Origin of the sequence: Burkholderia sp. AU31652 (assembly GCF_002223155.1) — a bacterium.
In the GTDB taxonomy this organism is placed as follows: Bacteria; Pseudomonadota; Gammaproteobacteria; order Burkholderiales; family Burkholderiaceae; genus Burkholderia.
Genome location: NZ_NKFG01000001.1, coordinates 143753 through 167620 on the forward strand (window position 1 = coordinate 143753; position 23868 = coordinate 167620).

Annotated in this window: 21 protein-coding genes, 1 tRNA gene and 2 riboswitches; of the genes, 4 read left to right on the top strand and 18 right to left on the bottom strand. The window is 69.2% G+C overall.

The annotated features are described in order from the left end of the window. Positions 1 to 8 precede the first annotated feature (8 nt). The 7 genes from CFB40_RS00680 to CFB40_RS00710 all read right to left on the bottom strand — a co-directional run bounded on the left by CFB40_RS00680 (position 9) and on the right by CFB40_RS00710 (position 8973). Positions 9 to 1145 (bottom strand): alginate lyase family protein, encoded by a 1137-nt coding sequence (locus CFB40_RS00680; RefSeq protein WP_089424293.1) that lies wholly within the window; start codon positions 1143 to 1145, stop codon positions 9 to 11. Positions 1146 to 1296: 151 nt separating this feature from the next. Next, on the bottom strand, positions 1297 to 4224 hold the full coding sequence (gcvP, locus tag CFB40_RS00685; protein WP_089430427.1) for an aminomethyl-transferring glycine dehydrogenase: 2928 nt from the start codon (positions 4222 to 4224) through the stop codon (positions 1297 to 1299). A 143-nt stretch (positions 4225 to 4367) separates the two neighbouring features. After that, positions 4368 to 4748 carry a glycine cleavage system protein GcvH gene (gcvH, locus tag CFB40_RS00690; RefSeq protein WP_089430428.1) on the bottom strand — a complete coding sequence of 127 codons (381 nt, stop codon included), beginning with the start codon at positions 4746 to 4748 and terminating at the stop codon, positions 4368 to 4370. Between the two features lie 117 nt (positions 4749 to 4865). Further along, entirely contained in the window at positions 4866 to 5984 is a 1119-nt protein-coding gene (gcvT, locus tag CFB40_RS00695) for a glycine cleavage system aminomethyltransferase GcvT (RefSeq protein ID WP_089424188.1), read from the bottom strand. A gap of 84 nt (positions 5985 to 6068) precedes the next feature. After that, a riboswitch (glycine riboswitch) is annotated at positions 6069 to 6202 on the bottom strand. Between the two features lie 34 nt (positions 6203 to 6236). After that, positions 6237 to 6337: riboswitch (glycine riboswitch) on the bottom strand. A 117-nt stretch (positions 6338 to 6454) separates the two neighbouring features. Continuing rightward, positions 6455 to 6817, bottom strand: a complete 363-nt coding sequence (locus tag CFB40_RS00700; RefSeq protein WP_011350564.1) for a hypothetical protein — start codon at positions 6815 to 6817, stop codon at positions 6455 to 6457. A 158-nt stretch (positions 6818 to 6975) separates the two neighbouring features. Beyond that, the gene (locus tag CFB40_RS00705; protein ID WP_089430429.1) at positions 6976 to 8028 is read right to left on the bottom strand and encodes an oxidoreductase; all 1053 of its coding nucleotides are present in this window, start codon (positions 8026 to 8028) and stop codon (positions 6976 to 6978) included. Positions 8029 to 8265: 237 nt separating this feature from the next. Further along, entirely contained in the window at positions 8266 to 8973 is a 708-nt protein-coding gene (locus tag CFB40_RS00710) for an SGNH/GDSL hydrolase family protein (RefSeq protein ID WP_089430430.1), read from the bottom strand. A gap of 287 nt (positions 8974 to 9260) precedes the next feature. On the opposite strand from CFB40_RS00710, the gene CFB40_RS00715 reads away from it, so the two are divergent. Next, positions 9261 to 11348, top strand: a complete 2088-nt coding sequence (locus tag CFB40_RS00715) for a UvrD-helicase domain-containing protein (RefSeq protein WP_089430431.1) — start codon at positions 9261 to 9263, stop codon at positions 11346 to 11348. A 111-nt stretch (positions 11349 to 11459) separates the two neighbouring features. On the opposite strand, the gene CFB40_RS00720 is transcribed toward CFB40_RS00715, so the two are convergent. Next, a complete protein-coding gene (locus tag CFB40_RS00720) occupies positions 11460 to 12350 on the bottom strand; it encodes a c-type cytochrome (RefSeq protein WP_089424191.1) in 891 nt (296 codons plus the stop codon). Between the two features lie 251 nt (positions 12351 to 12601). Here CFB40_RS00720 and CFB40_RS00725 point away from each other — a divergent pair. Then, a tRNA-Arg gene (locus CFB40_RS00725) sits at positions 12602 to 12677 on the top strand. 15 nt (positions 12678 to 12692) lie between these two features. Here the strand turns inward: CFB40_RS00725 and CFB40_RS00730 are convergent. The 7 genes from CFB40_RS00730 to CFB40_RS00760 form a co-directional block, all read right to left on the bottom strand. Beyond that, entirely contained in the window at positions 12693 to 13763 is a 1071-nt protein-coding gene (locus tag CFB40_RS00730; protein ID WP_244115267.1) for a tyrosine-type recombinase/integrase, read from the bottom strand. Beyond that, entirely contained in the window at positions 13676 to 14125 is a 450-nt protein-coding gene (locus CFB40_RS38935; RefSeq protein ID WP_089430432.1) for a helix-turn-helix domain-containing protein, read from the bottom strand. Before CFB40_RS38935 ends, CFB40_RS00730 begins: the two co-directional genes overlap by 88 nt. Positions 14126 to 14134: 9 nt before the next feature. Then, complete coding sequence (locus tag CFB40_RS00740; protein WP_089430433.1) at positions 14135 to 14506, bottom strand: hypothetical protein; 372 nt, start codon at positions 14504 to 14506, stop codon at positions 14135 to 14137. Beyond that, positions 14503 to 17295 carry a toprim domain-containing protein gene (locus tag CFB40_RS00745; protein ID WP_089424195.1) on the bottom strand — a complete coding sequence of 931 codons (2793 nt, stop codon included), beginning with the start codon at positions 17293 to 17295 and terminating at the stop codon, positions 14503 to 14505. Before CFB40_RS00745 ends, CFB40_RS00740 begins: the two co-directional genes overlap by 4 nt. 7 nt (positions 17296 to 17302) lie before the next feature. Then, positions 17303 to 17569, bottom strand: coding sequence for a hypothetical protein (locus CFB40_RS00750; RefSeq protein ID WP_089424196.1), 267 nt, complete (start codon positions 17567 to 17569; stop codon positions 17303 to 17305). Positions 17570 to 17758: 189 nt separating this feature from the next. Next, complete coding sequence (locus CFB40_RS00755) at positions 17759 to 18007, bottom strand: ogr/Delta-like zinc finger family protein (protein ID WP_048251455.1); 249 nt, start codon at positions 18005 to 18007, stop codon at positions 17759 to 17761. 180 nt (positions 18008 to 18187) lie between these two features. After that, complete coding sequence (locus CFB40_RS00760; protein ID WP_089424197.1) at positions 18188 to 18403, bottom strand: hypothetical protein; 216 nt, start codon at positions 18401 to 18403, stop codon at positions 18188 to 18190. A gap of 162 nt (positions 18404 to 18565) precedes the next feature. Here CFB40_RS00760 and CFB40_RS00765 point away from each other — a divergent pair, with 162 nt between their 5' ends. Both CFB40_RS00765 and CFB40_RS00770 read left to right on the top strand, forming a co-directional pair. After that, entirely contained in the window at positions 18566 to 18985 is a 420-nt protein-coding gene (locus CFB40_RS00765) for a transcriptional regulator (protein WP_089424294.1), read from the top strand. Positions 18986 to 19299: 314 nt separating this feature from the next. Then, positions 19300 to 19596, top strand: coding sequence for a hypothetical protein (locus CFB40_RS00770; RefSeq protein WP_089430434.1), 297 nt, complete (start codon positions 19300 to 19302; stop codon positions 19594 to 19596). Positions 19597 to 19769: 173 nt separating this feature from the next. Here CFB40_RS00770 and CFB40_RS00775 read toward each other — a convergent pair whose 3' ends face one another. From CFB40_RS00775 to CFB40_RS00785, 3 genes are read right to left on the bottom strand one after another with little or no spacing between them, the layout of a single operon-like run. Further along, positions 19770 to 20840 (bottom strand): phage late control D family protein, encoded by a 1071-nt coding sequence (locus tag CFB40_RS00775; protein ID WP_089430435.1) that lies wholly within the window; start codon positions 20838 to 20840, stop codon positions 19770 to 19772. After that, on the bottom strand, positions 20837 to 21268 hold the full coding sequence (locus CFB40_RS00780; protein WP_069246823.1) for a phage tail protein: 432 nt from the start codon (positions 21266 to 21268) through the stop codon (positions 20837 to 20839). Before CFB40_RS00780 ends, CFB40_RS00775 begins: the two co-directional genes overlap by 4 nt. A gap of 24 nt (positions 21269 to 21292) precedes the next feature. Then, positions 21293 to 23854: a phage tail tape measure protein gene (locus CFB40_RS00785; RefSeq protein ID WP_089430436.1), complete on the bottom strand. Its 2562-nt coding sequence runs from the start codon at positions 23852 to 23854 to the stop codon at positions 21293 to 21295. Between the last annotated feature and the right edge of the window lie 14 nt (positions 23855 to 23868).

Here is a 23868-nt window from a genome sequence, read left to right on the forward strand (position 1 = left end):
GAATAATGCTAGCGCGCCTGCAATGGCAGGCACGCGGCGAGCCATGCGGGCGGCGTTGGGGAAAGCTGCTGCGCGACGCGGGCGTAGCGCCCGTCGAGCCGCGCGGCCAGATGAAAGAGTTCGGTAGCGTTTTTCGGGTCCCACTGCCCCGTGTAGCCCGGCAGGCCGGCCTCGCGGCGCTTCGCATCGAACGGCACCGGCGAATTCACGAATTCCTCGTGCGTTTTTTCGCCGAGCGCGTACGGCACGAGCCAGTCGAGCGCGGCCGCGAGCGTCGCGCCGTTCGCGCCCCGCTCGCGCAGCCAGTTGCGGTTGAAGCGGCGCGCGGCGAGCGCGGCCGTCACCAGCGGCTGCAGGTCGTAGACCGCGTAATGCAGCGCATCGCGTTCCTCGAAGTCCCAGGTCTTGCCGTCCGGGCCGATGTTGTCGGCGAGATGCTCGACGAACAGCCGCTGCGCGGCGTTCATCATCTTGCGGTCGCCGAGCGTGAACGCGGACAGCGCGATCAGCTTGATCCGGTGGCTCTGCCAGTTGTTGCGCCAGGTGCCCGTGAGCGGACGCTTCTGCGCGTCGATCTGCGCGACGTAGCCGGCGCCGAGCTTCGCGATGAACGCGGCCGTCGCGTTGCGGGTCTTCACCGGCAGCGCGCTCGCGGTCATGTCGTACGCGACGATCAGGCTGTCGAAGCGCGTCTCGTCGATCGGGTTGAAGCTCGGCTGGTAGGTCGCGACCCACGCGGACAGGAAGCGGTCGACGAGCTGCAGGTAGCGCGGCGCGTTCGTCACGCGCCACGCGAGCGCGGCATCGCGCATCAGGTCGAGATCCTTCAGCGCGGCGGCACTCTGGTCGTAGATGCCTTCATGCGGCAGCGTGCCCTCGGTGTGCACGCGCGCCATCGCCTTCGGCTGCTCGCCGATGCGCGCGTCGACGCTGCGGATCAGCGCCTGGATGCCCGGCTCGGCCTGTGTCGTCTCGCTCGCCTGCAGTGCCGGCGCCGCGCAGAAATTCATCGCCGCGCGCGCGCTGCCGGACGCGCCGAGACCGGCGGCGGCAAACGACAGCGACGCGACGAGCATCGGCACGACGCGGCGCGCGCGCGGCCGCCCTTGCATTGCACCATGGCCCGGAAACATCGGACGCACCATGCGGAACTCCTTCATTGGCTGGATCGCGTGTGATGTTAGCCGGATTGGCGGACGAACGTGAACCGGTTCGAGCGGCGAACAAAAAAACCGCACGCAACTCCGGGTTGCGTGCGGTGCGGTCACCATCGGGCGGCTCCTGGCCTGGCGCGCGTTATGCGTAGTCCGACATCGGCACGCACGAGCAGAACAGGTTGCGGTCGCCGTAGACGTTGTCCGCGCGGCCGACCGGCGGCCAGTACTTGTTCGTGCCCAGCGACGCCACCGGGTACGCAGCCTGCTCGCGCGAGTACGCGTGCGGCCATTCGTTCGCGGTGACGACGGCCGCGGTGTGCGGTGCGTGACGCAGCGGGTTGTCCTCGCGGTCGGCGCGGCCTTCCTCGACCGCGCGGATTTCGTCGCGGATCGCGATCATCGCGGCGATGAAGCGGTCGAGTTCTTCCTGCGATTCCGATTCGGTCGGCTCGACCATCAGCGTGCCCGGCACCGGGAAGCTCATCGTCGGCGCGTGGAAGCCGTAGTCCATCAGGCGCTTCGCGACGTCGTCGACGGTGATGCCGCTCGATTCCTTGATCGGACGCAGGTCGAGAATGCACTCGTGCGCGACCAGCCCGCCCGGGCCCGAATACAGCACCGGGTAGTGCGGCGCGAGGCGCTTCGCGATGTAGTTCGCGTTGAGGATCGCGGTTTCCGTCGCGGCGGTCAGGTTCTTCGCACCCATCATCGCGATGTACATCCACGAGATCGGCAGGATCGACGCCGAGCCGTACGGCGCGGCCGATACCGCGCCGATGCCGTCTTCCTCACGCGTGTAGCCGGTCGAACGCTGGTTCGGCAGGAACTTCGCGAGGTGCGCGCCGACCGCGACCGGACCGACGCCCGGGCCGCCACCGCCGTGCGGGATGCAGAAGGTCTTGTGCAGGTTCAGGTGCGACACGTCGCCGCCGAACTGGCCCGGCGCGGTCAGGCCGACCATCGCGTTCATGTTCGCGCCGTCGACGTACACCTGGCCGCCGTGAGCATGGACGATCTCGCAGATCTCGCGGACGTTCTGCTCGAACACGCCGTGCGTCGACGGGTACGTGATCATGATTGCAGCGAGGTCCTTCGCGTGCGCGTCGGCCTTCGCCTTCAGATCGGCGATGTCGACGTTGCCCTGTGCATCGCATGCAACGACCACGACCTTCATGCCGGCCATGTGCGCGGATGCCGGGTTCGTGCCGTGGGCGGACGCCGGGATCAGGCACACGTCGCGATGGGCTTCGCCGCGCGATGCGTGGTAGGCGTGAATGATCAGCAGGCCCGCGTACTCGCCCTGCGAGCCCGCGTTCGGCTGCAGCGACACGGCCGCGTAGCCGGTGGCCGCCACGAGCATCTGCTCGAGCTGGTCGATCATCTCGCGGTAGCCGACGGTCTGGTCGGCCGGCGCGAACGGGTGGATCCGGCCGAACTCGGGCCACGTGACGGGCAGCATTTCCGACGTCGCGTTCAGCTTCATCGTGCACGAGCCGAGCGGGATCATCGAGCGGTCGAGCGCGAGATCCTTGTCCGACAGGCTGCGCAGGTAGCGCAGCATTTCGGTTTCGGAATGGTGGCGGTTGAACACGTGGTGCGTCAGGTACGCGCTCGTGCGCTCGAGGCCGGCCGGCAGCGCGGGGACGCCGGCTGCGCCCGCGTCCAGCGCGTCGACGGCCGGTGCGGTGCCGCCCGCGGCTTGCGCGAACACGGCGAGGAGATCGGCGAGGTCGTCGCGCGTCGTCGTTTCGTCGACCGATACGCCGACTTGCGTGTCGCTCACGCGGCGCAGGTTGATGCGCTTCGCCTTCGCGAATTCGTGGACCTGTGCGGTGCGCGCGCCGGTGTCGATCGTCAGCGTGTCGAAGAACGTGTCGTTGACGGTCGCGAAGCCGAGCTGCTTCACGCCGGCGGCGAGCAGCGCCGCGATGCGGTTCACGCGCAGCGCGATCGTCTTCAGGCCGTGCGGGCCGTGGTAGACCGCGTACATGCTGGCCATGATCGCGAGCAGCGCCTGCGCGGTACACACGTTCGACGTCGCCTTCTCGCGGCGGATGTGCTGTTCGCGCGTCTGCAGCGCGAGGCGCAGCGCGGGCTTGCCCTGCGCGTCGACCGTCACGCCGACGAGGCGGCCCGGCATCTGGCGCTTGAATTCGTCACGCACCGCGAGATACGCGGCGTGCGGGCCGCCGAAACCCATCGGCACGCCGAAGCGCTGCGTGTTGCCGATCGCGACGTCCGCACCCCAGTCGCCCGGCGGCGTGAGCACGGTCAGCGCGAGCAGGTCGGCCGCGACGACCACGTGGCCGCCGGCCGCGTGGATCGCTTCGGTGAGCGCGCGGTAGTCGCGCACGTCGCCGTTCACGCCCGGGTATTGCAGCAGCACGCCGAACGCATTCGCTTGCGCGGCGTCGGCGGCCGGGCCGGTCTTGACCTCGATGCCGACCGGCAGCGCACGCGTGCGGATCACTTCGAGCGTTTGCGGCAGCACGTCGTCGGCGACGTAGAACACGTTCGACGTCGGCTTGCCGGTGCGCTGCAGCAGCGTCATCGCTTCGGCGGCGGCGGTGGCTTCGTCGAGCAGCGACGCGTTCGAGATCGCGAGGCCGGTGAGGTCGGCGACCATCTGCTGGAAGTTCAGGAGCGCCTCGAGGCGACCCTGGGAAATTTCGGGCTGGTACGGCGTGTAGGCCGTGTACCACGCCGGGTTTTCGAGCACGTTGCGCAGGATGACGGCCGGCGTGTGCGTGTCGTGGTAACCCTGACCGATATACGAGCGGAACACCTGGTTCTTGTCCGCGAGAACCCGCAGCGCGGCGAGGGCTTCGGCTTCGCTCTTCGGCTGCGCGAACGGGCCGAGCGGCAGCGTTTCGGCGCGGCGGATCGAGGCCGGGATCACGGCGTCGATCAGGGCGGCGCGCGTCGGGAAGCCGAGCGTGTCGAGCATGGCCTGCTGGCTGGCGGCGTCGGGGCCGATGTGGCGTTCGGCGAACGCGTCGTGCGTTTCGAGCGCGGCGAGCGAGAGGGGCGTGCGGTTCATCAGGCGGTCCGGGTGTTCGAGCTTCATGGCGTTCCTTGGTCGGCCCGGGCGAGCGATGCAGCGTTCGCCCGGGCCCCATGCTTTGCGGTCGACCCGGGGCGGCGCGTTGACGCCGGCCCGGGTTCCGCGCGGGGCAGGGTGGCTGACCCGTCCCGCGCGATTCAGGGAAATTAGTCGATCAGCTTGCTGTACGCGTCAGCGTCGATCAGCTTGTCGGTCGACGCGCCGGCCGCGAGCTTGATCTTGAACAGCCACACGCCGTACGCGTCGCTGTTCACTTCTTCCGGCGAATTGGCGGCATCTTCGTTGATCGCGACGACCTCGCCGGATACCGGCGAGTAGATGTCGGATGCGGCCTTCACCGATTCGACGACGCCGACGGCGTCGCCCGCCGTCACCGACTTGCCGACTTGCGGCAGTTCGAGGAAGACGATGTCGCCGAGCGTGCTCTGCGCGTGATCGGTGATGCCGACCGTCAGCGTGCCGTCCGCCTCGGTGCGGATCCATTCGTGTTCGTCGGTGTATTTCAGATCGGCCGGGACGTTGCTCATCGGATGCTCCTGGTAAAAGGGTGTGTTCGTTTTGCTGGCGCGCCGCCGGGGCGCGCCGGGTATGGTATTGCGCCGGGCGCCATCTCCCGGCTTCCCGGGAGGCGGGCCTCCCGGCCGTTACGCAGCGAGGACCTTGCCGTTGCGCACGAACGGCAGTTTTACCACGCGCGCGGGAAGATTCTTGTCGCGAATTTGCACCTGGACGAGGTCGCCGATCTGGACGGCCGCCGGCACGCGCGCGAACGCGATCGATTCCTGCATCGACGGCGAGAACGTGCCGCTCGTGATCTCGCCTTCGCCGTGCGGCGTGACGACCTTCTGGTGCGCGCGCAGCACGCCGCCGGCCTTGCCGTTTTCCTTCTGCAGGATCAGGCCGACGAACGCGGCGCGGGTGCCGTTGGCTTCCAGGGCGGCACGACCGACGAAGTCGCGCGGCGCGGAGAGGTCGACCGTCCACGCGAGGCCCGCGTCGAGCGGCGACACGGTGTCGTCCATGTCCTGGCCGTACAGGTTCATGCCGGCCTCGAGGCGCAGCGTGTCGCGCGCGCCGAGCCCGCACGGGCGCACGCCGTTTTGCTGCAGCGCGTTCCACAGCGCTTCGACGTGCACGGCCGGGACGATCACTTCGAAACCGTCTTCACCGGTGTAGCCGGTGCGCGCGACGGTGAGATCGCCGAACGGCGTGCCGGCGACCTGCGCGGCGTTGAACGGCTTCAGCTCACTGGTGGCGGCGCGCGCGGCGGGCACGGTCGCCCAGGTCTTTTCGCGGGCGTTCGGGCCCTGAACGGCGATGATCGCGAAATCGCGGCGCGGCGCGATCGTGACGCCGAAGCCGCCTTGCTCGTTCAGCTGGTTGAACCACGCGATGTCTTTCTCGGCCGTGCCGGCGTTGACGACGACGCGGAAGAATTCTTCGGTGAAGTAGTAGACGATCAGGTCGTCGATGACGCCGCCCTGCGGATTGAGCAGGCACGAGTAGAGGGCCTTGCCGGGCGTCTTGAGCTTGCCGACGTTGTTCGCGATCGCATGCTCGAAGAACGCGCGCACGCGGCTGCCGGTGAAATCGACGACGCACATGTGCGACACGTCGAACATGCCGGCGTCGGTGCGCACGGCTTCATGTTCTTCGATCTGCGAGCCGTAGTTGACGGGCATGTCCCAGCCGCCGAAGTCGACCATGCGGGCATTGAGCGCGCGGTGCGCGGCGTTGAGCGGGGTGTGATTCAGTGCAGTCATCGAGGCCTCAGGCAAGGCGCTTGCGCGCGGATCAGAACGGCCATGTGCCGACCACCGCGGCCGATGGCCTGCGAGCGATCCGGTACATGCCCCTCTGTCCTCGATACCTGAGAGATTGCGCTGCCGGCCAGGCCTGGCGAACGCGCGCCCCTTCGGTGGGCAGCTTGCCCGCGCAGCGGATGCGCTGCGGGCTACTGCCGCTCTCCAGAGTGCGGGGAGAGTGTGGCCCGCGCAATGCGCGGACGGGATTCCCCGACGCGGTCGGTCCTTTTGCCTGAGAGTTTGCGGGTGTGCCCCTTCGGCGGCGCAACCGGCTGAAACAGCTCGGTTACACGCTCTCCCGACGCGTGCGGGCGACTGTACGCGAGCGGGTGGGCCTTGTCAATTTGAGCAAAAGAATGTCGCTTCGCGACAAGCGGCGGCAGCCGGTGCCGCCGCTTTTTCCGCTCCGGCGGGCGCCGGCCGGTGCGTTACTCGCCGATCGCGCGCGCGGCCGTGTCGAGTTCCTGGTTCAGCACGCGCTGCTCGTCGCCTGACAGGCCGCCGCTGTGCTGCGCGGACATGTCGTTCGATTCCTGGCGGATCACGTCGAGGCGATGATGAAGCTGCGCGCCGTACGGCGGCGGGTAGTAGCCGCCGTTCACGCGCGCATCGATGCGGCGGTGCAGATTGTCGATCCGGCCCTGGATCTGCTGCATCCGCTCGTTCGCGACGACCTGCGGATTCGGCCGCGGCGGGGGCGCCGGGCGGACCGGCTGCTGCGGCTGCACGATACAGGCCGCAAGCGAGGAAACCAGGACGCAGCACGCTGCTGCGCGAATCAACCGTTGCATCAACATTCTCCTGACGGATTGGTGTCGGATCGACTTTTTCGAGAAACGCATCAGACCAGTCTGCCGCTGACTTTCGTTCCCCCGGCATTTGTAACCGAATGTTCCGGCTGATCCCGCTGCACCGGCGCCGGCCGGCCGCGACCGGCCGGCGCGCGGTGTCAGATCGTGCGGCGCACGAACGGCAGCCGGCGGCCGTCGTGCTCGCTCTGCGCGGCGAGCTCGATGATCGTCATCACGTCGACGGCGTCCTGCGCGGTGACGGGGAATGGCGCGCCGTCGCGGATCGACGCGGCGAGCGCGCGGTAGAACTCCGCGTACTGGCCATCGAGCGTCGGCACCGGGCGCTCGACCTCGACTTCGCCGTCGAGCACGCGCAGCAGGCCGGGCGGGTTGCCGCCGCCGAATTCGACGTCGTCGGCGGTGAGGCCGGCCTTGAGCTGGTCTTCCTGCGTGTCGAGCCCGAACTTCTGGTAGCTGCCGCGCGTGCCGTGCAGCGTGAAGCGCGCGGGTTCGATCGCCGACAGCGCGCTCGCATGCAGCGCGACGTCCTTGTCCGGATAGCCGAGCTGCAGGTGCACGAAATCGGGCGCCGTGCCGTTGTCGCGGCGCGTCTTGACGGTCGCGCTCACCGTTTCCGGCAGGCCGAACAGCGCGAGCGCCTGGTCGATCAGGTGCGGGCCGAGGTCGAGCAGCAGGCCGCCGCCGCGAGCCGGCTCCTCGCGCCAGCGCGTGCGCGGCGTCGGGCGAAAGCGGTCGAAGTGCGACTCGAAACTGGTGATGCGGCCGAGCTCGCCCGATTTGACGATGTCGCGCACGGTGAGGAAATCGCCGTCCCAGCGGCGGTTGTGGAACGGCGCGAACAGCCGGCTGCGCGCGTTCGCGAGCCGCGCGAGCGCGAGCGCCTCGTCGGCGGTGAGCGTCACGGGCTTGTCGACGACCACGTGGCGGCCCGCTTCGAGCACCTGGCGCGCGAGCGCGAAGTGCGTGTCGTTCGGCGTGGCGATCACCACGCATTCGATATCGTCGAGGCCGAGCAGCGTGTCGAGATCGGGGACGACGCGCGCGCCCGGATACGCCGCCTGCGCGCGATCGGGCTGACCCGTCGCGATCGCGGCGACTTCAGTGCGGCCGCTCGTGGCGATCACGGGCGCGTGGAACGTCGCGCCGGCGAAACCGAAACCCATCAAACCAATCCTGAGCAATGACGACATGGCAATTCCTGGCTGCGAAGGAAATTAAAGGATGGCGCGCCGGGACGGCGCGAAGACGACCGGCTATTTTGGCATGGCGCCGCCGCTTGCACCGGCGCGTTCGGGCGAAATGCGCGATGCGATGCGGCGCTTGCGCAAGGAAAGCCGGCAATTTGCGCGGGCCGGGGGGCCGCGCGAGCGGGGTTTGCCCGCCTACGCCCGTGCAATGAACGGCTGCCGCGGGGGCGCCGCCTGGCGTCATACGGTTGCCCGCCGCAGCACGGCGGCAGCGACCTGCGCGGCCCACACCGCGCAGGCGGTTGCGCCGGGGTGGAAGCCGTCGGTGGCCATCAGGTGGCGCTCGAGCGGCAGCTCGACGCGCAGGAACGTGCAGTGCGGCTGCGTGGCGGCCCACCCGGCGAGCGCCGTGTTGAGCCGCTTCGCGCGCAGCCCGAGATACCACGCGAGCGGCTGCGGCAGCGCCGGAAAGCGCTCCATTGGCGGCACCGCCGACAGGATCGCGTGCCCAACCCGGAAGCGCGCGGCGAGCAACCGGACGAGCTCGGCCTGCTGCGCCTGCCAGCGGCCCGGCGGCACGCCGCCCGTCACGTCGTTGACGCCGAGCGACGTGACGGCCACGTCGAACGGCTCGGCCGGCTCGGCGGCGAGCCAGTCGACCAGCTCCCGCGTGGTCAGGCCGGTGCGCGCGAGCAGCTTCCAGCTCACGCGATGGGTGGCCGCGAGCGCGCTCGCCAGCTGCCCGGACAGCGCGTCGCGCTGCGTCGCGACGCCGACGCCCGCGGCGGCCGAATCGCCGACCACCAGCACGCGCAGCGGCGGGCCGTCGCCCGCCACGCCGTCGCGCGGGCCGGCGGCCTCGGGCAGCCGCGGCGTGACGCGGCGCACGTAGCGCCCCTGTGCGAACAGCAGCGGGCCGAGGGCGGCGGTGACGAACGGGTATCCCATGAAGTCGATCCGGTGGCGGTAAGGGTGACGCAAACGGGCCGGCGCGGGGGCGGCGCCGAAGTGGCCATATTGTGGCCGATCGGTGCGCGAACGGGGCCGGATTGGCCGAACGGACAGGGGGTGCCCGGCCGGTCGGCCCGCGCAGCCCCGCCCGGCGGCGCTCCCGAAAAGCACGCCGCCGACGTGTTAACATGCGCGTCCTGCCCGCGTGTCCGCCTGCTTCGCCAGCCCGCCGCGCACGGCATCCTCCCGGCGTTCCGCCGTCAACCGCAACACCATCCGCCATCATGTCCGCAGGCCTGAATCCCGCCCAGAACGAAGCGGTGCGCTACCTCGACGGTCCCTGTCTCGTGCTCGCCGGCGCGGGCAGCGGCAAGACCCGCGTGATCACGCAGAAGATCGCGCACCTGATCGAAGCGAAAGGCTTCGAGCCGCGCCACATCGCCGCCGTCACGTTCACGAACAAGGCGGCCGCCGAAATGCGCGAGCGCGTGTCGAAGCTGCTCGAGGGCAAGACGCTCACCACGCCCGGCAAGGAAGGCCGCAAGGTGCCCGTCAACCAGCTCACCGTCTGCACGTTCCACTCGCTGGGCGTGCAGATCCTGCGCCAGGAGGCCGAGCACGTCGGCCTGAAGCCGCAGTTCTCGATCATGGATTCGGACGACTGCTTCGGGATGATCCAGGAGCAGATCGGCACGACCGACAAGGGCCTGATCCGCAAGATCCAGAGCACCATCTCGCTGTGGAAGAACGGCCTGATCATGCCCGAGGAAGCGATGACGATCGCGGCCAACGAGGACGAGCACCAGGCCGCGCTGGTCTACCGCAACTACGTCGCGACGCTGCATGCGTACCAGGCGGTCGACTTCGACGACCTGATCCGCCTGCCCGCCGAACTGTTCGCGAAGAACGAGCAGGTGCGCGATCGCTGGCAGAACAAGCTGCGCTATCTGCTGATCGACGAATACCAGGACACCAACGCGTGCCAGTACGAGCTGCTGAAGCTGCTCGCCGGCCCGCGCGCGGCGTTCACGGCGGTGGGCGACGACGACCAGGCGATCTACGGCTGGCGCGGCGCGACGCTCGAGAACCTCGCGCAGCTCGGCAAGGATTTCCCGAAGCTGCACCTGGTCAAGCTCGAGCAGAACTACCGGTCGACGGTGCGCATCCTGACCGCCGCGAACAACGTGATCGCGAACAACCCGAAGCTGTTCGAGAAGAAGCTGTGGTCCGAGCACGGGATGGGCGACTCGATCACCGTCACGCCGTGCAACGACGAGGAGCATGAAGCCGAATCGGTCGTGTTCCGGCTGTCCGCGCACAGGTTCGAGCGGCGCGCGCAGTTCCGCGACTACGCGATCCTGTATCGCGGCAACTTCCAGGCGCGGATCTTCGAGCAGGTGCTGCGCCGCGAGCGGATTCCGTACGTGCTGTCGGGCGGCCAGTCGTTCTTCGACAAGGCCGAGATCAAGGATCTGTGCGCATACTTGCGGCTGATCGCGAACGCCGACGACGATCCCGCGTTCATCCGCGCCGTCACCACGCCGCGCCGCGGGATCGGCAACACGACGCTCGAAGCGCTCGGCTCGTTCGCGGGCCAGGCGAAGGTGTCGCTGTTCGAGGCCGTGTACATGGGCGGGATCGAGGCGCGGCTGTCCGCGCGCCAGGTCGAGCCGCTGCGGATGTTCTGCGACTTCATCCAGCGCCTGACCGAGCGTGCGGACAAGGATCCCGCCACCGCCGTGCTCGACGACATGATGGAGGCGATCCACTACGAGGCGTACCTGTACGACGCGTTCGACGAACGGCAGGCGCAGTCGAAGTGGCAGAACGTGCTCGAATTCCTCGAATGGCTGAAGCGCAAGGGCACCAAGCCCGAGACGGAAGCGGTCGATGGCGAGGCGGAAGGCTTCCACAACGCGGACGGGCTCGCCGATACCGGCAAGAACCTGCTCGGCCTGATCCAGACCGTCGCGCTGATGTCGATGCTCGAGGGCAAGGACGAGGATCCGGATGCGGTGCGGCTGTCGACGGTCCATGCGTCGAAGGGGCTCGAGTATCCGCACGTGTTCCTGGTCGGCGTCGAGGAAGGCATCATGCCGCACCGCGGCGGCTCCGAGGACGACGGCCCGATCGACAACGAGCGGATCGAGGAGGAGCGCCGGCTGATGTACGTCGCGATCACGCGCGCGCAGCGCAGCCTGCACCTGAACTGGTGCAAGAAGCGCAAGCGGGCGCGCGAGACGGTCGTGTGCGAACCGTCGCGCTTCATCCCGGAGATGGGGCTCGACGACGCGCCGCCGCCGACGCCGGAAGAGGCGCCGATGTCGCCGAAGGACCGGCTCGCGAGCCTGAAGGCGTTGCTGCAGAAGTGACGCGGCGGCGCCGGGCGCATGGCGCTCCGGCGCTCCAGAGGTTCGCCCGCAAAACAAAACCCCCGCGACGCACACGCATCGCGGGGGTTTTTTACTGATGGCCGGTTGGGATTACTTCGACGCGTTGACCATGTAGTCGACGGCGGCCTTCACGTCGGCGTCCGACGCGTTCGACCCGCCCTTCGGCGGCATCGCGCCCTTGCCGTGCAGCGCGTAGTTGTAGACCGTGTCCATCGAGTCCTTCAGGCGCGGCGCCCAGTCTTCCTTGCTGCCGAACTTCGGCGCGCCGAGCACGCCCGCCGCGTGGCAGGCCTGGCAGGTCGACGTGTACAGCGCCTTGCCGGCGTCGGCGCCGGCCGGGGCGGCCGCTGCCGCGGGCGCTTCACCGGCCTTCGGGAGCGCGGCGATTGCCGCCTGGGCCGCGGCGATTTGCGCGCTGGCGGCGTCCGCCGTGCCCGACGCGGCTGCGGCGCCGCTGGCGGATTGCGCCGCGTTGGCGGCCGGCGCGGCCGGTTCGGGGAAGTTCGCGCCGTCGTTGTTCGCCATGTAGACGATCGCACGGGCGATTTCATAGTCGCTGACGTCGTCGGGGCTCGTGCCGCCGCGCGGCGGCATCGCGCCCTTGCCGGCCAGCGCCGTCTTCAGCAGCGTGTCGAAGCCTTGCGAGATGCGCGGCGCCCAGTCGTCCTTGTTGCCGAACTTCGGCGCGCCGGCGGCGCCCGTGCCGTGGCAGGTCACGCAGACGGCCTTGTAGACTTCCTCGCCGGTCTTGTACGTGCGGGGCGCGTTGGCGTCCTTCACGTCGACCTTCGCGAGCGGGGCGACACGTGCGGCGACCTGTTCGTCGGATAGCGCGTCCGTGCCGGCGCCGGCACGGAACGCATGGTTCGCATAGTTGGCGAACAGGACGATCAGGATGATCGGAATCGCGAACGACGCGATGATGACGGCAATCAGCTGCCCGGGGGTTTTGACGGGAGATTCGTGGGGTGCTTCGCTCATGCTTGCCTCGTCTCCGTGATTAGGAATTGTGAGCGCGGTGCAACGGCAAATGGCAGTCCAATGAAGCCCGGTCGATTATAGACGGAACGTTTACATCACGGCGAGCGGTGCGATGGCGCGTGTTTACCCGCACGCGGCCCGGCCCGGCGGGGATTCGTCGGGCAAGGTGGACGCGTCATGGGAAACCGGGTATCCTTGCCGTCTTGCCAATCGTGGGCGGCCTGTATATTGGGGTCGCTTCACTGTCACAGGCGCCCGTAGCTCAATGGATAGAGTACTGCCCTCCGAAGGCAGGGGTTGCTGGTTCGATCCCAGCCGGGCGCGCCAAGCCTAGTCAGGCTCTCAGCGGTTTTCTCCGTTCGTCGCACTGTCTCGTTGCAGCTGAATTGCAGCTGGCACCGGCACGGGCTCGGCCGTCAGCGGCGTGACCCATTGCGCGAGGTGATCGGCCGACAGGTGCGCGTACCGCTGCACCATTTCCATCGTCTCCCATCCGCCCAGCTCTTTGAGCACCTGCAGCGGCGTGCCGCGCTGCACGTGCCAGCTCGCCCACGTATGACGCAGGTCGTGCCAGCGGAAATCGCTCAGGCCGGCACGCTGCAGCGCCTTGGCCCAGGCGGCCGTCGCCGTCTGGTAGACCGGCCTGCCGCGATAGGTGAACACGCTGTCCGCGCACTCCGGCGCCCGCGGGTTCGCGTGCTGGCGGCGCAGCACGGCGATCGCGGTTTCCGAAAGCGGCACCGTGATGGCCTTGCGGGCCTTCGCCTGATCCGGGTGGATCCACGCGACGCGCCGCGCGAGGTCGACTTGCGACCACCGCAGCCCCGTCACGTTGGCGCGGCGCAGGCCGGTCTCCAGACTGAAACGCGCCATGTCGGCGAGATGCGCGGGCAGTTCGGCGAGCAGCCGTTCCGCTTCGGCCGGGGTCAGCCAGCGGATGCGTTTCGAGACGATCTTCGCGCGTTTCGTGACCGGCGCGCGCTCCAGCCATTCCCATTCGACCGCCGCATTCAACACCGACTTCAGCACGCCGATCACGCGACGCACGGTGCCGTCGCTGACGGCCCGGTCGGTCTCGACGATGCCGTGCCGGGTGCGCACCGTGCGCGGCTCCTGGCGCTTCGCGAGCGCGATCGCGTCGACGCGGTTGCGGTCGATATCGGCGAGCGCGACGCCGGACAGGTGCCGGTCGAGCCAGCGCAGGTGAATCTTCGACGTTTCCAGGCTGGCGAGGCCCGCGCGTTCGCCGACGTAGCGCACGACCGCGTCGTTCCACGAATGGCGCGGCTTCGTGCCGAGCCGCGCCTGGTTCCACAGGTCGACCTTCAGCCGGTCGTGGAATTCCTGGGCCTGCGCTTTGTCGCGGGTGCCAGTGCTTCCCTGTACCGGCGGTCCGCCGCCAGGGGGGTACAGCTTGTATTGCCAGTTCGGGCTGGTCTTGCGCTTGTAGAGCGACATGGGCGGGTTTCCTCTTGCTGATCGTGATGGGCGACGGGCGGGAGCCATTCGCCGGCGAGGTAGCGCTGCAGGGCGGCGACGGAAAAGATCCAGCGCTTGCCGACCTTGCGGCCGGGCAGCGCGCCGGCCCTGGCCTTCAGGCGCACCGTTTCGGGATGGGCGCCGAGCAGCGCCGCGGCGCCGGCCAGGTCGACGGTGGCCGGATGCGCGCTGTCGGCAGGCCGCGCGCCGGGCGGGCACGCAGCGCAACTCGTGGAAGGATGGTTCGCGTGTGAAGAGTGCATAACACGTTGATGTTCAAGCGTTTTGTTGGCCATCGGTTGCCATCATTCAGGCGTGGCGGCCGCGGGGAACCCGTGGCGCGAACTCGCTGCATCGCCGGCGACCGATGGCAATGCGGAGCCGACTCGTGGTGCGCGATAGCGGCTCGTGGCCGTGGCTTCCCGGTTCTCTTTCTTCTTTTTCTTCAATGAGTTGAAGAGAGAGAAAGAAGAAGGGGCCGCCACCGGCGCGCTCGCCGGACTCATGGCAAAAGCGGCATGACACGTGGCGAACCCGGCGTGAGGCAGGGCGGCAGTTTCCTCAGGAATCAAGGACTTGCGAGCCGTCACCCGCGACAACCACGACTCGCGTGCGCTGCCTGCCCACTCCCGGCGGGTTCCGCCGTGCGGTGGTTGGCCGGACAGGGCGCGGCTCATGCGCGGCCTCCCTGCAGCGCGTCGGTCGCCAGGTCCTCCCGCACCGACACGTGCAGGCCGAATGCGGCCAGGCGCTCGAGCGACACCGGCGTCAGGTACGGCACGCGGCGCATGTAGATGCGGCGCTCGACCTCCTTCTCGCCGACCACGACGCCGGCGTGCTTGAGCTGCGCCTTGAACACGCGGTCGGACTTCACCGGCAGGCCGTTCCACTTGTCGCGCAGCGCGCTCGTGTGCGCGAGGTGATCCATCACGTGCCCGGTGCGCAGCAGCAGGCAGAATTCGCCGTCGACGGTGTCGAACGTGTACGGATGCTTGTAGTTGCCGCCGTCGATTTCCGACAGCACCGTTTCCATGATCCAGACCCACGGCTCGCGGTCGGCGCTGGTTTCGGCGACGTGGCCGTTCATCTCGGCGATCAGGTCGCGCGGGAACTCGCCTTCGCTCGGGTCCATGCCGGCGAATTCGCACAGGTAGCGCCACGCGAGCCCGATCGCCGCGTAGTTGCCGGCCATGCGCCGTGCGCCGTCGTCCTCGCCGCTCGCGCGGCAGCCGGCGAGTGCCTGGTCGCGCAGCGTCGCGTACTGGTCGAGCGCGGTGCGCCGGTCGAGGCCGGTCAGGAACTCGAGCCATTGGCGGACCGGGAAACGCGGCAGGTCGTCGGGCAGCAGCGGCCCGCGCTTGCCGGTCAGCGTCGTGCGCACGAGCTTGCCGAGCAGGCTGCGCACCGGCACGTCCTCGCCGGCGAGCATCACCGGCGCGCACAGCAGGTATTCAGTCATGTCGGTGCCGCGCCGCGTCACCGTGTACTGGTAGTTCTCCTGCAGCAGCCCGACCGCCTTGTCGATCACGTCCTGCCGCCGTGCCGACAGCTCTTCCCAGCCGACCGGGTGGCTCGTGTGACTGATGCTGGTCAGGAGGCGGAATTCGGTCTGCAGCGACTGCCCCGAGAACATCGTGAACGCGAGCGAGCGCTCGAGCCGCTTGATGAGCGTCGACTTGCCCGCGCCCTTGTTCGCCTGGACCGTCAGATGCGGCCAGAAGCCGAGCAGCGCCTTCAGGTGGCCGCCGAGCGCCCACACGAGCGGGATCGTCGCGGCGTTCTGCCGGAACGTCGTCTGGTAGGCGGCGATCACGCGGCGCGCGTCGCTCACCGGGCCGCCCGGGAACGTGAGGTTGTGATACGGGCACTGCTTGTCCGCTTCGGTGAAGTAGCAGTCGGGGCCTTCGTTGACGATCAGCCGCCCGTCGCGCCACGCGAGCCCGACGAAGTTCGCGGCCCGGCGCGCGCCGAGATCGGCGCCGCGCTCGAGGATGTTCACCATCCGCTTGAACGGCGCCGGCGCCCAGATCGGGCCGAACTTGCTCCACTGGTCGACGTTGTGCAGCTGGTCGTCGAGCATCACGCGGCGGATCAGCTGCGCACCGTGCCGCGGCGCCTGCACCGACACGGCGAAGTAGACGGTGGGCGCCTGGTCGGCGTCGCCCGTCATCGTCGACGTCGCGCTCGCGACGGCCACGCGGCTGATGCCGGCGATGCGGAAGCCGCACAGGTCGGTCATCACGGGCGTCTCGACGCCGGATTCCTCGTTGCGATCCATCTTGGTGATGTAGTTCGTGAAGTCGGGCCGCACGCGAAACCGCCAGTACTGCGCGAAATCGTGCGCCGGCAGGAAGATGCGCGGCCGGCCGCGGCGCGAGGCGTCGCCCGGCAGGCCGGCGACGAGCCACGGCTCGAGCTGGTCGAGCGCGCGCGCGAGGTCGGCCGGGCCGCGCAGCTGCAGGTAGTCGTTCACGTCGTTGATCGGCGTGCGCTTGGCGTCGCCGTCCGCCAGATCCGCCAGCCAGTCCGACTGGTCGACCAGCACCGCACTGATGTCGAGCGCGGTCAGCCGTTCATGGAGCGCCCACGCGGCCTCGGGGCCGGGGCGCTGCCCGGCGCGCGGGTGGCCTTCCGCGAACGGCTCGTCGTTGTCCAGGCAGATCGTGACCTGCTTGCCGCGCAGGAACGCGAAGTCGATGCGCTCGACGTTCGCGAGGCCGCGCAGCGCCAGCGCGGCCGTGCCGGGCAGCGCGCAGGTGTCGATCGACAGCGCGTTGATCGCGCTTTCGACGATGATCACGCGTTTCGCGCGCTCGAGCCGGCGCGCGTCGGCGGTCCAGCCGTAGCCGGCCTTGTCGCCCTGGGTCTGCGTCTTGACGCCGCCGTTGAGCGCGGGGTCGACGTAGCGCATGTCGACCGCGACGACGCGCGCATCGCCCGGCGCACGCACCACGAACGCGGCGGCGGGGCCGCCGTGGCCGACGTCGCCGGCGGCGATCTTCGGGCTCGTCCACGAATTGAAGCCGAGCGTGCGCGCCGCGAACGCCGCGTCGAGCGCCGCGGCGGAGATGCCGCGGCCGCCGAGGTAGTCGCGCACGCGATCGCGTTCGGCCGTGCAGCGGTCGGCGATGTACTCGACGGTGGATTTCTCGCGGCGCTCGGCGGGCGCCGGGCGCTCGGACGGGAGGCCATACGCGTCGTGGAGATAGCGGACGGCGTCGGCCACCGTGCCGCCGCGCGCGTGGATCACGAGGTCGATGCACGAGCCGCCGGCGTCGGCGCTGTGATCGCGCCAGCCGGTGCCGTACTTCGGGTGATTCGCATAGATCGACAGCGACGGGCTCCGGTCCGCGTGCTGCGGCGAGTGATAGAGCGCGCGGTCGCCGCCGCGGCCGCGCTTCAGGCCGAGGCGGCCGGCGAGGTCATGCAGGTCGATGTGTCGTTTCAGTTCGTCGATCGAGGCCATATCTTCGTCATTGCTGCCGTTCGGGTTGCGGTGATGCGGGCGGCGCGGGATGGCCCGTCGCGGCCGGTGAATGGGCGAGCGCGCGCAGCGCGGCGGCGGATTGCGGGAAGCCGAGCGCGAGGCGATCGGCGAGCGCCGACACGAAGCGGCCGAGCGTGCGTTGCCGCTCGGGGCTGTCCGGCGGGGCGTCGAAGCTCAGCGTGTCGGCGGCCGCCGCGATGGCGGCGCGCAGCGCGGCGTCGTGCGGCGCGGGTTCGGTGGCGTAGCGGTTCATGGGCGCGCCTCCTGGTAATCGACCGGTGCGCATCGCGCGGGGTGGCGGACCATCGCCGGGCCGGCGGGGCATTGGACGGCGCGGCCCGCTTGGATCGGGATCATGAGGTGTCCTTTTCAATGGAAAAGGCGATCCCTCGCGCCGTTCAGGCACGATGCGAGGGAAACGCGGGAACGAGGAGTTAGGGCGTCAGACCGGCAGCTCGAGTTGCGCGGCGAGGCGTTCGCGGACGTGCGGCGAAAGCGGCAGCTGCAACGCGAGGTTCGGGACGGCGGACGGCGACAGCGTGCGGGCGAATTCCATGTTGACGACGTACGTGTGGCCGCACTCCGGATTCGCGCACTGGAAAGTGATTTCGCGGAACGTCAGTGACATTTCGCGGCTGCTGCGCGCGGTGGCGCGGGTGCGGCAGTGCGGGCAACGGTTCAGGATTCGCATGGGGTCGTGCTCCGGGCGAGAGTCTGCGCAGGGCCGGACGGGCAGCGGGCTGCGCGGGCGATCCGGCTGCATCGCTGGCCGATCGGCGGATGGTTGCGGGCGTGCGCGCGGTTCACAATCGACGTTGCGGGCACGGACGGTCGGGCGCGTTCGACGGTGCGGAACATGACGGCGCCCGGTTCAACGGCCGGCGGTGCGCGAGCGCGGCGCCGCGATTGAGCGCAGGTGGCTCGCGCCGATGCGGATCAGTTCGCGCGCCATGCTGGAGATCGAGCGGTTGCGCTGCGCGGCGAGCTGCTCGAGCTCGCCGCGTTCGACCGGCGTCAGCCCCACGTAGACGGGTTTGTCCGACATCGTGCCGCGCGGCGAACGGCGCGGGCCTTTGGGAGTAGTCATGGTCGGTATACTTTGTCGAGATAGTCTTGCGTTACGGTAAGGCCAGTGTAATGAGCAAAAAACAGCGCGTCAATTGTTAATGGGTAATTTATGACACAAATCGGGAGTCGCTTGCGGGACGAGCGCTTGCGGATCGGGCTCAGCCAGGATGAGTTTGCGACCGTGGGCGGTGTCGCGAGGCGCTCGCAGTCGGCGTACGAGTCGGATGAGCGCTCTCCCGACGCGTCCTATCTGCTGGCCGTTCGCGAGATCGGTGTCGATATCGGCTACGTGCTGACCGGCGAACGGTCCACGGCAGGCGAACCGGCGTCGGAGGCCGGCGGCCGCGACGCGGACGAAGCCGACGTGCTGGCGATGTACCGGCAGCTCAACGACGCAGGCAAGGCATCGCTGCACGCGTTTCTCGCCAGCTGCATCAGCACGGGCGCGATGGTGCAGGCGACGCCGGCGCGACGCGCGAAGCGCCTGCCGGAGAATCGCCGTGCGGCACTCGATCAGCGCACGGCGGAAAACGTCGAGCGCGCGATGGCCGAGGTCGAACGGCTGAAGTCCGAGCGCGCGGCGAAGCAACCGAAGAAGTAAGGGGCCGCGCGGCCCGGCGCACGCGCTGCCGCGCATGCCGGCAGCGCGCTGCATGCGGCCACGCGCCGCCCGATCCGGGCCGCAGCGCATGCGGCGGCGCGGGCGGCCCATCCCCTTTCCGTTTCCCCGATTCCACGGCGGTGTGCCGAGCGCGCCGCGCAAGCGCATCGGATAAAATCGGACGAATCACTGTATATCCATACAGTATTGGTTTAGCATTCTGAAAGCCGGTGAGCTGGCGGCGGGGCGTTCCGAGGCGACCCGTCGTGTCAGGCGGCCCCCGGTGGATGACTGAGTTTGCGGAGACCGGAAAAATGGACACCAACAGGAAGCACGACATCGGGACGATCGGCGCGTCGGCGCGCGCCGACCATCGCGCGGATCCGCGCGGATCGACGATGGGCCCGCCGCGATATCGTCCGGACCTGACCGAAGACGAACGGGCCGACGCGCACGCAAAGATCGACAGCGCGATGCTGTCGGTCGGGCAGGTGCTCGAGGCCGCGCTGCAGGCGATGGCCAATTTGCGCGATGCGCGTGCCACGTTGCAGCAATGCGGCGACGCGCGCGACACGCGCATGACGCTCGGCGGGCGTCAGCAATCGAGCTGAACCGCCACCACGCCTTCCCGCCGGCCGGCATTCGCTCCGGCCGCTGCATCGAATCCGAGCCGCGCACCCCGCGCATTGCCTCGCCCCGCCCACCGGGATCCTGAGTTCGCCACCGCGATCGCCGGCACGCGATCGCGTGCCGGGCATCGCGGCCCTGGCCGTTACTTCACCCGTCAGCGCTTGTCGGTTCGACCCGACTGCTTCGGCGCATCGCGTACCTCGAGCTCGAGCGCGGTCGTGAACCCGCCGTCGCCGATCGTATGCGTGGCCTTCTTCACGAGCCACGGCGTCTCGTCGATTTCCGGCTTGAACCCTGTCACGGTGACGGGCATTTCGGGAAACAGTTCGGGCCGGCCCAGTGCGAGCGTGTAGCTCAGCGTCGACTGGCCGCGCTGCGTGCGCGCATAGTCGGCTTGCGCGGCCGCCCGGGCCTCGGCTTCCGTCGCGTAATCCTCGGGCAGCACCTTGACGTTCTTGCCTTTTGCGTCGCCGACGACCACCGACAGGCGCCGCGCGCTACCGTTCGAGTGATAGTGCGCGCGCACCGACGTGTAATCGTCGCGCTGCGCGATGTGGTAGCGATGCTGGTCGCCGCTCGCGCGGGTGAGGGCCAGCACGTCGAGCGGCTTGCCGGTGACGGTCTTGCCGCTGCCGATCGGCGTGAACAGCAGGCGCTTGTCCTTCACGGTCATCACCGCGTCGTAGCGCCTGGCGAGGCGCGTCAGGAACGACATGTCGGATTCCTGCGTCTGGTCGACATGGTCGATCCGCGTCGCGGCGAGCGTGGCGTCGACGGCGGCCGTGAGCCCGTGGCGCGTCGCGATGGTGCGCACGATCGCGCCGATCGTCTGCCGGTGCCAGCTTTTCTCGCGGCGCTCGTGCATGCCCTTCGTCATCGATGCCGAGCGCGCGCGGATCGTGATGACGTCCGGTGCGCCGCCGTGCTCGACCTCGTCGACCGTGAACGCGCCCTTGTCGACGAGCGGCTCGCCGACCCAGCCGATCGACAGCTTGATGCTCGCGCCGCGCTTCGGAATCGCGAACGTGCCGCGCGCGTCGTCGAGCACCAGGTCGAGCATGTCGGCCTCGTCCGCGCGCGACTCCGACAGCGACAGGCTGATGAGGTTGGGCGCGATCAGGCGCGACAGGTCGCGGCCGTCGAGCGTGATCCGATAGTCGGCCTGCGGCTGCACGCGGCCCGCGCGGGCCTGCGCGTCGCCCGGCTTGCGTTCCAGCGTGCTCATTGCTCGTCCGCTCCGCTTTCGTCGTCCTGCTGCGGCTCGGCCAGCACGCCGTCGTCCACGCGCTTGAGCGTCAGCGTGAACGCGATCTTGCGCGCGATGCCTTCCTTCGTGTGATACGTGGCCGTCTCGTTGAGGCTGTCGATCACGTACGCGCCGTACACGTTGCCGTTCCCGTCGACGAGCACGTAGGCATCGCCGGCGTCGCCCATCCGGGCGAGCGCCTCGATCGACGCGATCTCGCCGATGCCGTTGTCGGGGGCGACGATACCGGACAGGGTGATCGTGTCGTCGCCGGCGCCGGTGAACTGGCTCGCATCGCGCACGCCGATGCGCGAGCTGGTGCGGTGCTTCCAGTTGCGCTGGCGCTGGAGCTCCTGGTACGGCGTGGTCGCCAGGCTGAAAACGAACTGGTCGAGCGACATCATCATGGGCGGGTTTCCTTCAACGAACGATCAATCGGACAGGCGCGAGCCGGCGCGCGACGCCTTCGCGCGTTCGGCGCGTTCGAGCTCGGCGCGCACCATGCGGGCGATCTCCGCCGCATCGGCGCCGGGCGGCGGCGCGATGTTGATGGTGACGGGGCCGCTCGCGGGCGCGGCGCTGGCGGCAGCGACGGCCGGCGCCGTGAGCGGTGCACGGTAGTCGAGCGACAGGTTGTAGCGCTCGAGCGGGGCGGCGGCGGCGATCGCGGGGCTCGCGGCGAACGCGGGCGGGCCGACCAGCGCGGCGGTGGTCGTGAGGGCGGCGGCGGTGCGGGCCATGAGCGACGGGGCGCCGGCCGTGGCGTCGTCGGGCGTGGTCGACGCCTTTATGCCGAGTTTCTCCTTGGCCCAGTCGCGCATCGAACTGCCCAGGCCGCCGACCGTCTCCTTCACCGCGACGAAGCGGCTCTTGATGCCGTCGACGAGCCCCGACACCAGGCTGGCGCCGATTTCCTGGAAGCGTGTGCCGATGTCGCCGAACCAGTCGCCGATGCCGCCGATCGCGGTCTTCACCCACTCGACGGTGGCGTCCCATTTCGCGGTGATCCAGTCGCCGGCCGCGCCGAACGCGCCCTTGATGGTTTCCCACAGCGCGATGAACTTCGGGCCGAGCGTGTCCCAGTTCTGCCAGACGTAGATGGCGGCCGCTGCAATCAGGCTGATCACGGCGATCACCGGATTCGCCAGCGCGAGCCGGCCAAGCACCATGAACGCCTGCCCGACGAGCCTGAACGCGCTGACCATCGACGTCGCGAAGCGGAGCACGTTCACCGATCCGAGCACGTTGCCGAAGACGCTCGCCAGCGTGCCGACGACCGTGAGTACGCCGCCCAGCCCGGCGAAAGCCGTGGCGAGGATGCGGGTGGCCGTGCCGTGTTCGCGCACGAACTTCACGATCTTCTCGAGCACGGTGGCCGTGACGTCCAGCGCCGCGTTGTACATCGGCGTGATCTTCTCGCCGATCTCGAGCTTCAGGTCACGCAACCGCGCGAGGACGACGAGCTCGCGGCCCGCGGTCGAATCCGCGGCCTTCGCCCGCATGCCGGTGACGCCGTCGGCGGCGGCGCTCTGCCGCTCGGTGTCGTGGATCTGCTCGCGCTGGTCATACATCGTGGTGAGCAGGCTTCCGGCGGCTTTGTCGGGGAACAGTTTCGCCAACTCGGCCTTGACCTTGTCAGGGCTCGTGATGCCCTTGGCGGCGAGCTTCGGCAGCAGCACCTTTTCGAGCCATTCGAACGGCGACGCCTGCAGCATGTCGCTGCCTGCCAGCGCGCCCGGCTTGAGCCCGGCGATCGCACCGTTCTTCCGGTGGGTGAGCCCTTTCGGATCGACGAGGCCGAGCGCCGCCAGCCGTCGCGCGGCGAGTGCGGACGCCTTGCCCTCGAGCGCGCTGCCGGACAGGGCGGCCAGGCCTGCGCCGGCCGACTTGCCGCCCAGCTTTTCGATGAGCGGCTGCATCTGGTAATAGAACGCGTCCGTGCGCAACTTCTTGGCCGCGTTGCCTCCCGATTCGGCGAAGTTGTTCCACTCGTCGCCGCTGACCTTGCCGCCGGTCGCGGTCTGCATCTTCTGCACGATGTTCGCTTCGGCGCCGAACGCCGCTTCGCTCTTCGTGCCGCCGCGCAGGTCGATCACCTTCAGCATGCTCATGAACTGGTCGACGTTCTTTTTCGCATCTTCCTTGCCGTACAGCGCCTCGTTCGCGAATTTCATCGAGGACAGCAACGGCAGCGCGACCCGCGCATGCTGTTCGTCGCCGCCGAACTCGGTCAGCGATTCGCGCATCAGCGCCAGGTTGTCGATGGTCGACAGCCCCGGGGCCTGCTGCGCGCGCGCGAACTTCACCGCGTCGGCCGACGCACCCGCCGCACGCATGCGCAGCGTTTCGCTTTCGGCCTGCTTCGCGGCGTCGAGCGGATCGGACAGCATGCCGAGCATGTTCTTGCCGGCGCCCCTGACCGTCTCGCCGCGCTTCGCCCACTTCTCGCCGACGCCGCGCAGTGCGTCGATCCTGGCGCGCCGGGCGTCGGCTTGCTGCTGGCGCCGGGTGTCGTACCCGCGCACCCCCGCGTCGATCATCGACGCACGCGACGCCATCGTCGCGCGGAGGTTGCGCTCGTCCCGCGACAGGTTGCGCGTGTCGATGCCCGCGCCGGCGAGCTGGGTGCGCATGGCTTGTACGCGGCCGGCCTGGTAGTGGTGCGCGGACGCCAGATTCTCGGCCGCGCGTTGCGCCTTGTTGAAGTCGCTGATCATCTGTTGCGACGGCGAGCGGGTCGCGCGCAGCGACTGGGCGAGCGTGTCGACGCGTGCGCGTGCCGCCGAGAGCTCCGATGCCGTATTGGCGAGGCCCTTGCGCATCTCGCGAAACTCGCCGATGCGCTTCTGCGTCTTCGCCATGTCGTCCAGCTCGCGGCGGGTCGCCCGCAGCGAATCGGCCAGCCCCTTGTTGCCGGTCAGCATCATTTGCAGGGGCTTCGTCATGTTGTCGACCATGTCGAACATGACGCGCAGTTTCGTGGTGTTGTCCATCGTCGATCGTTTCG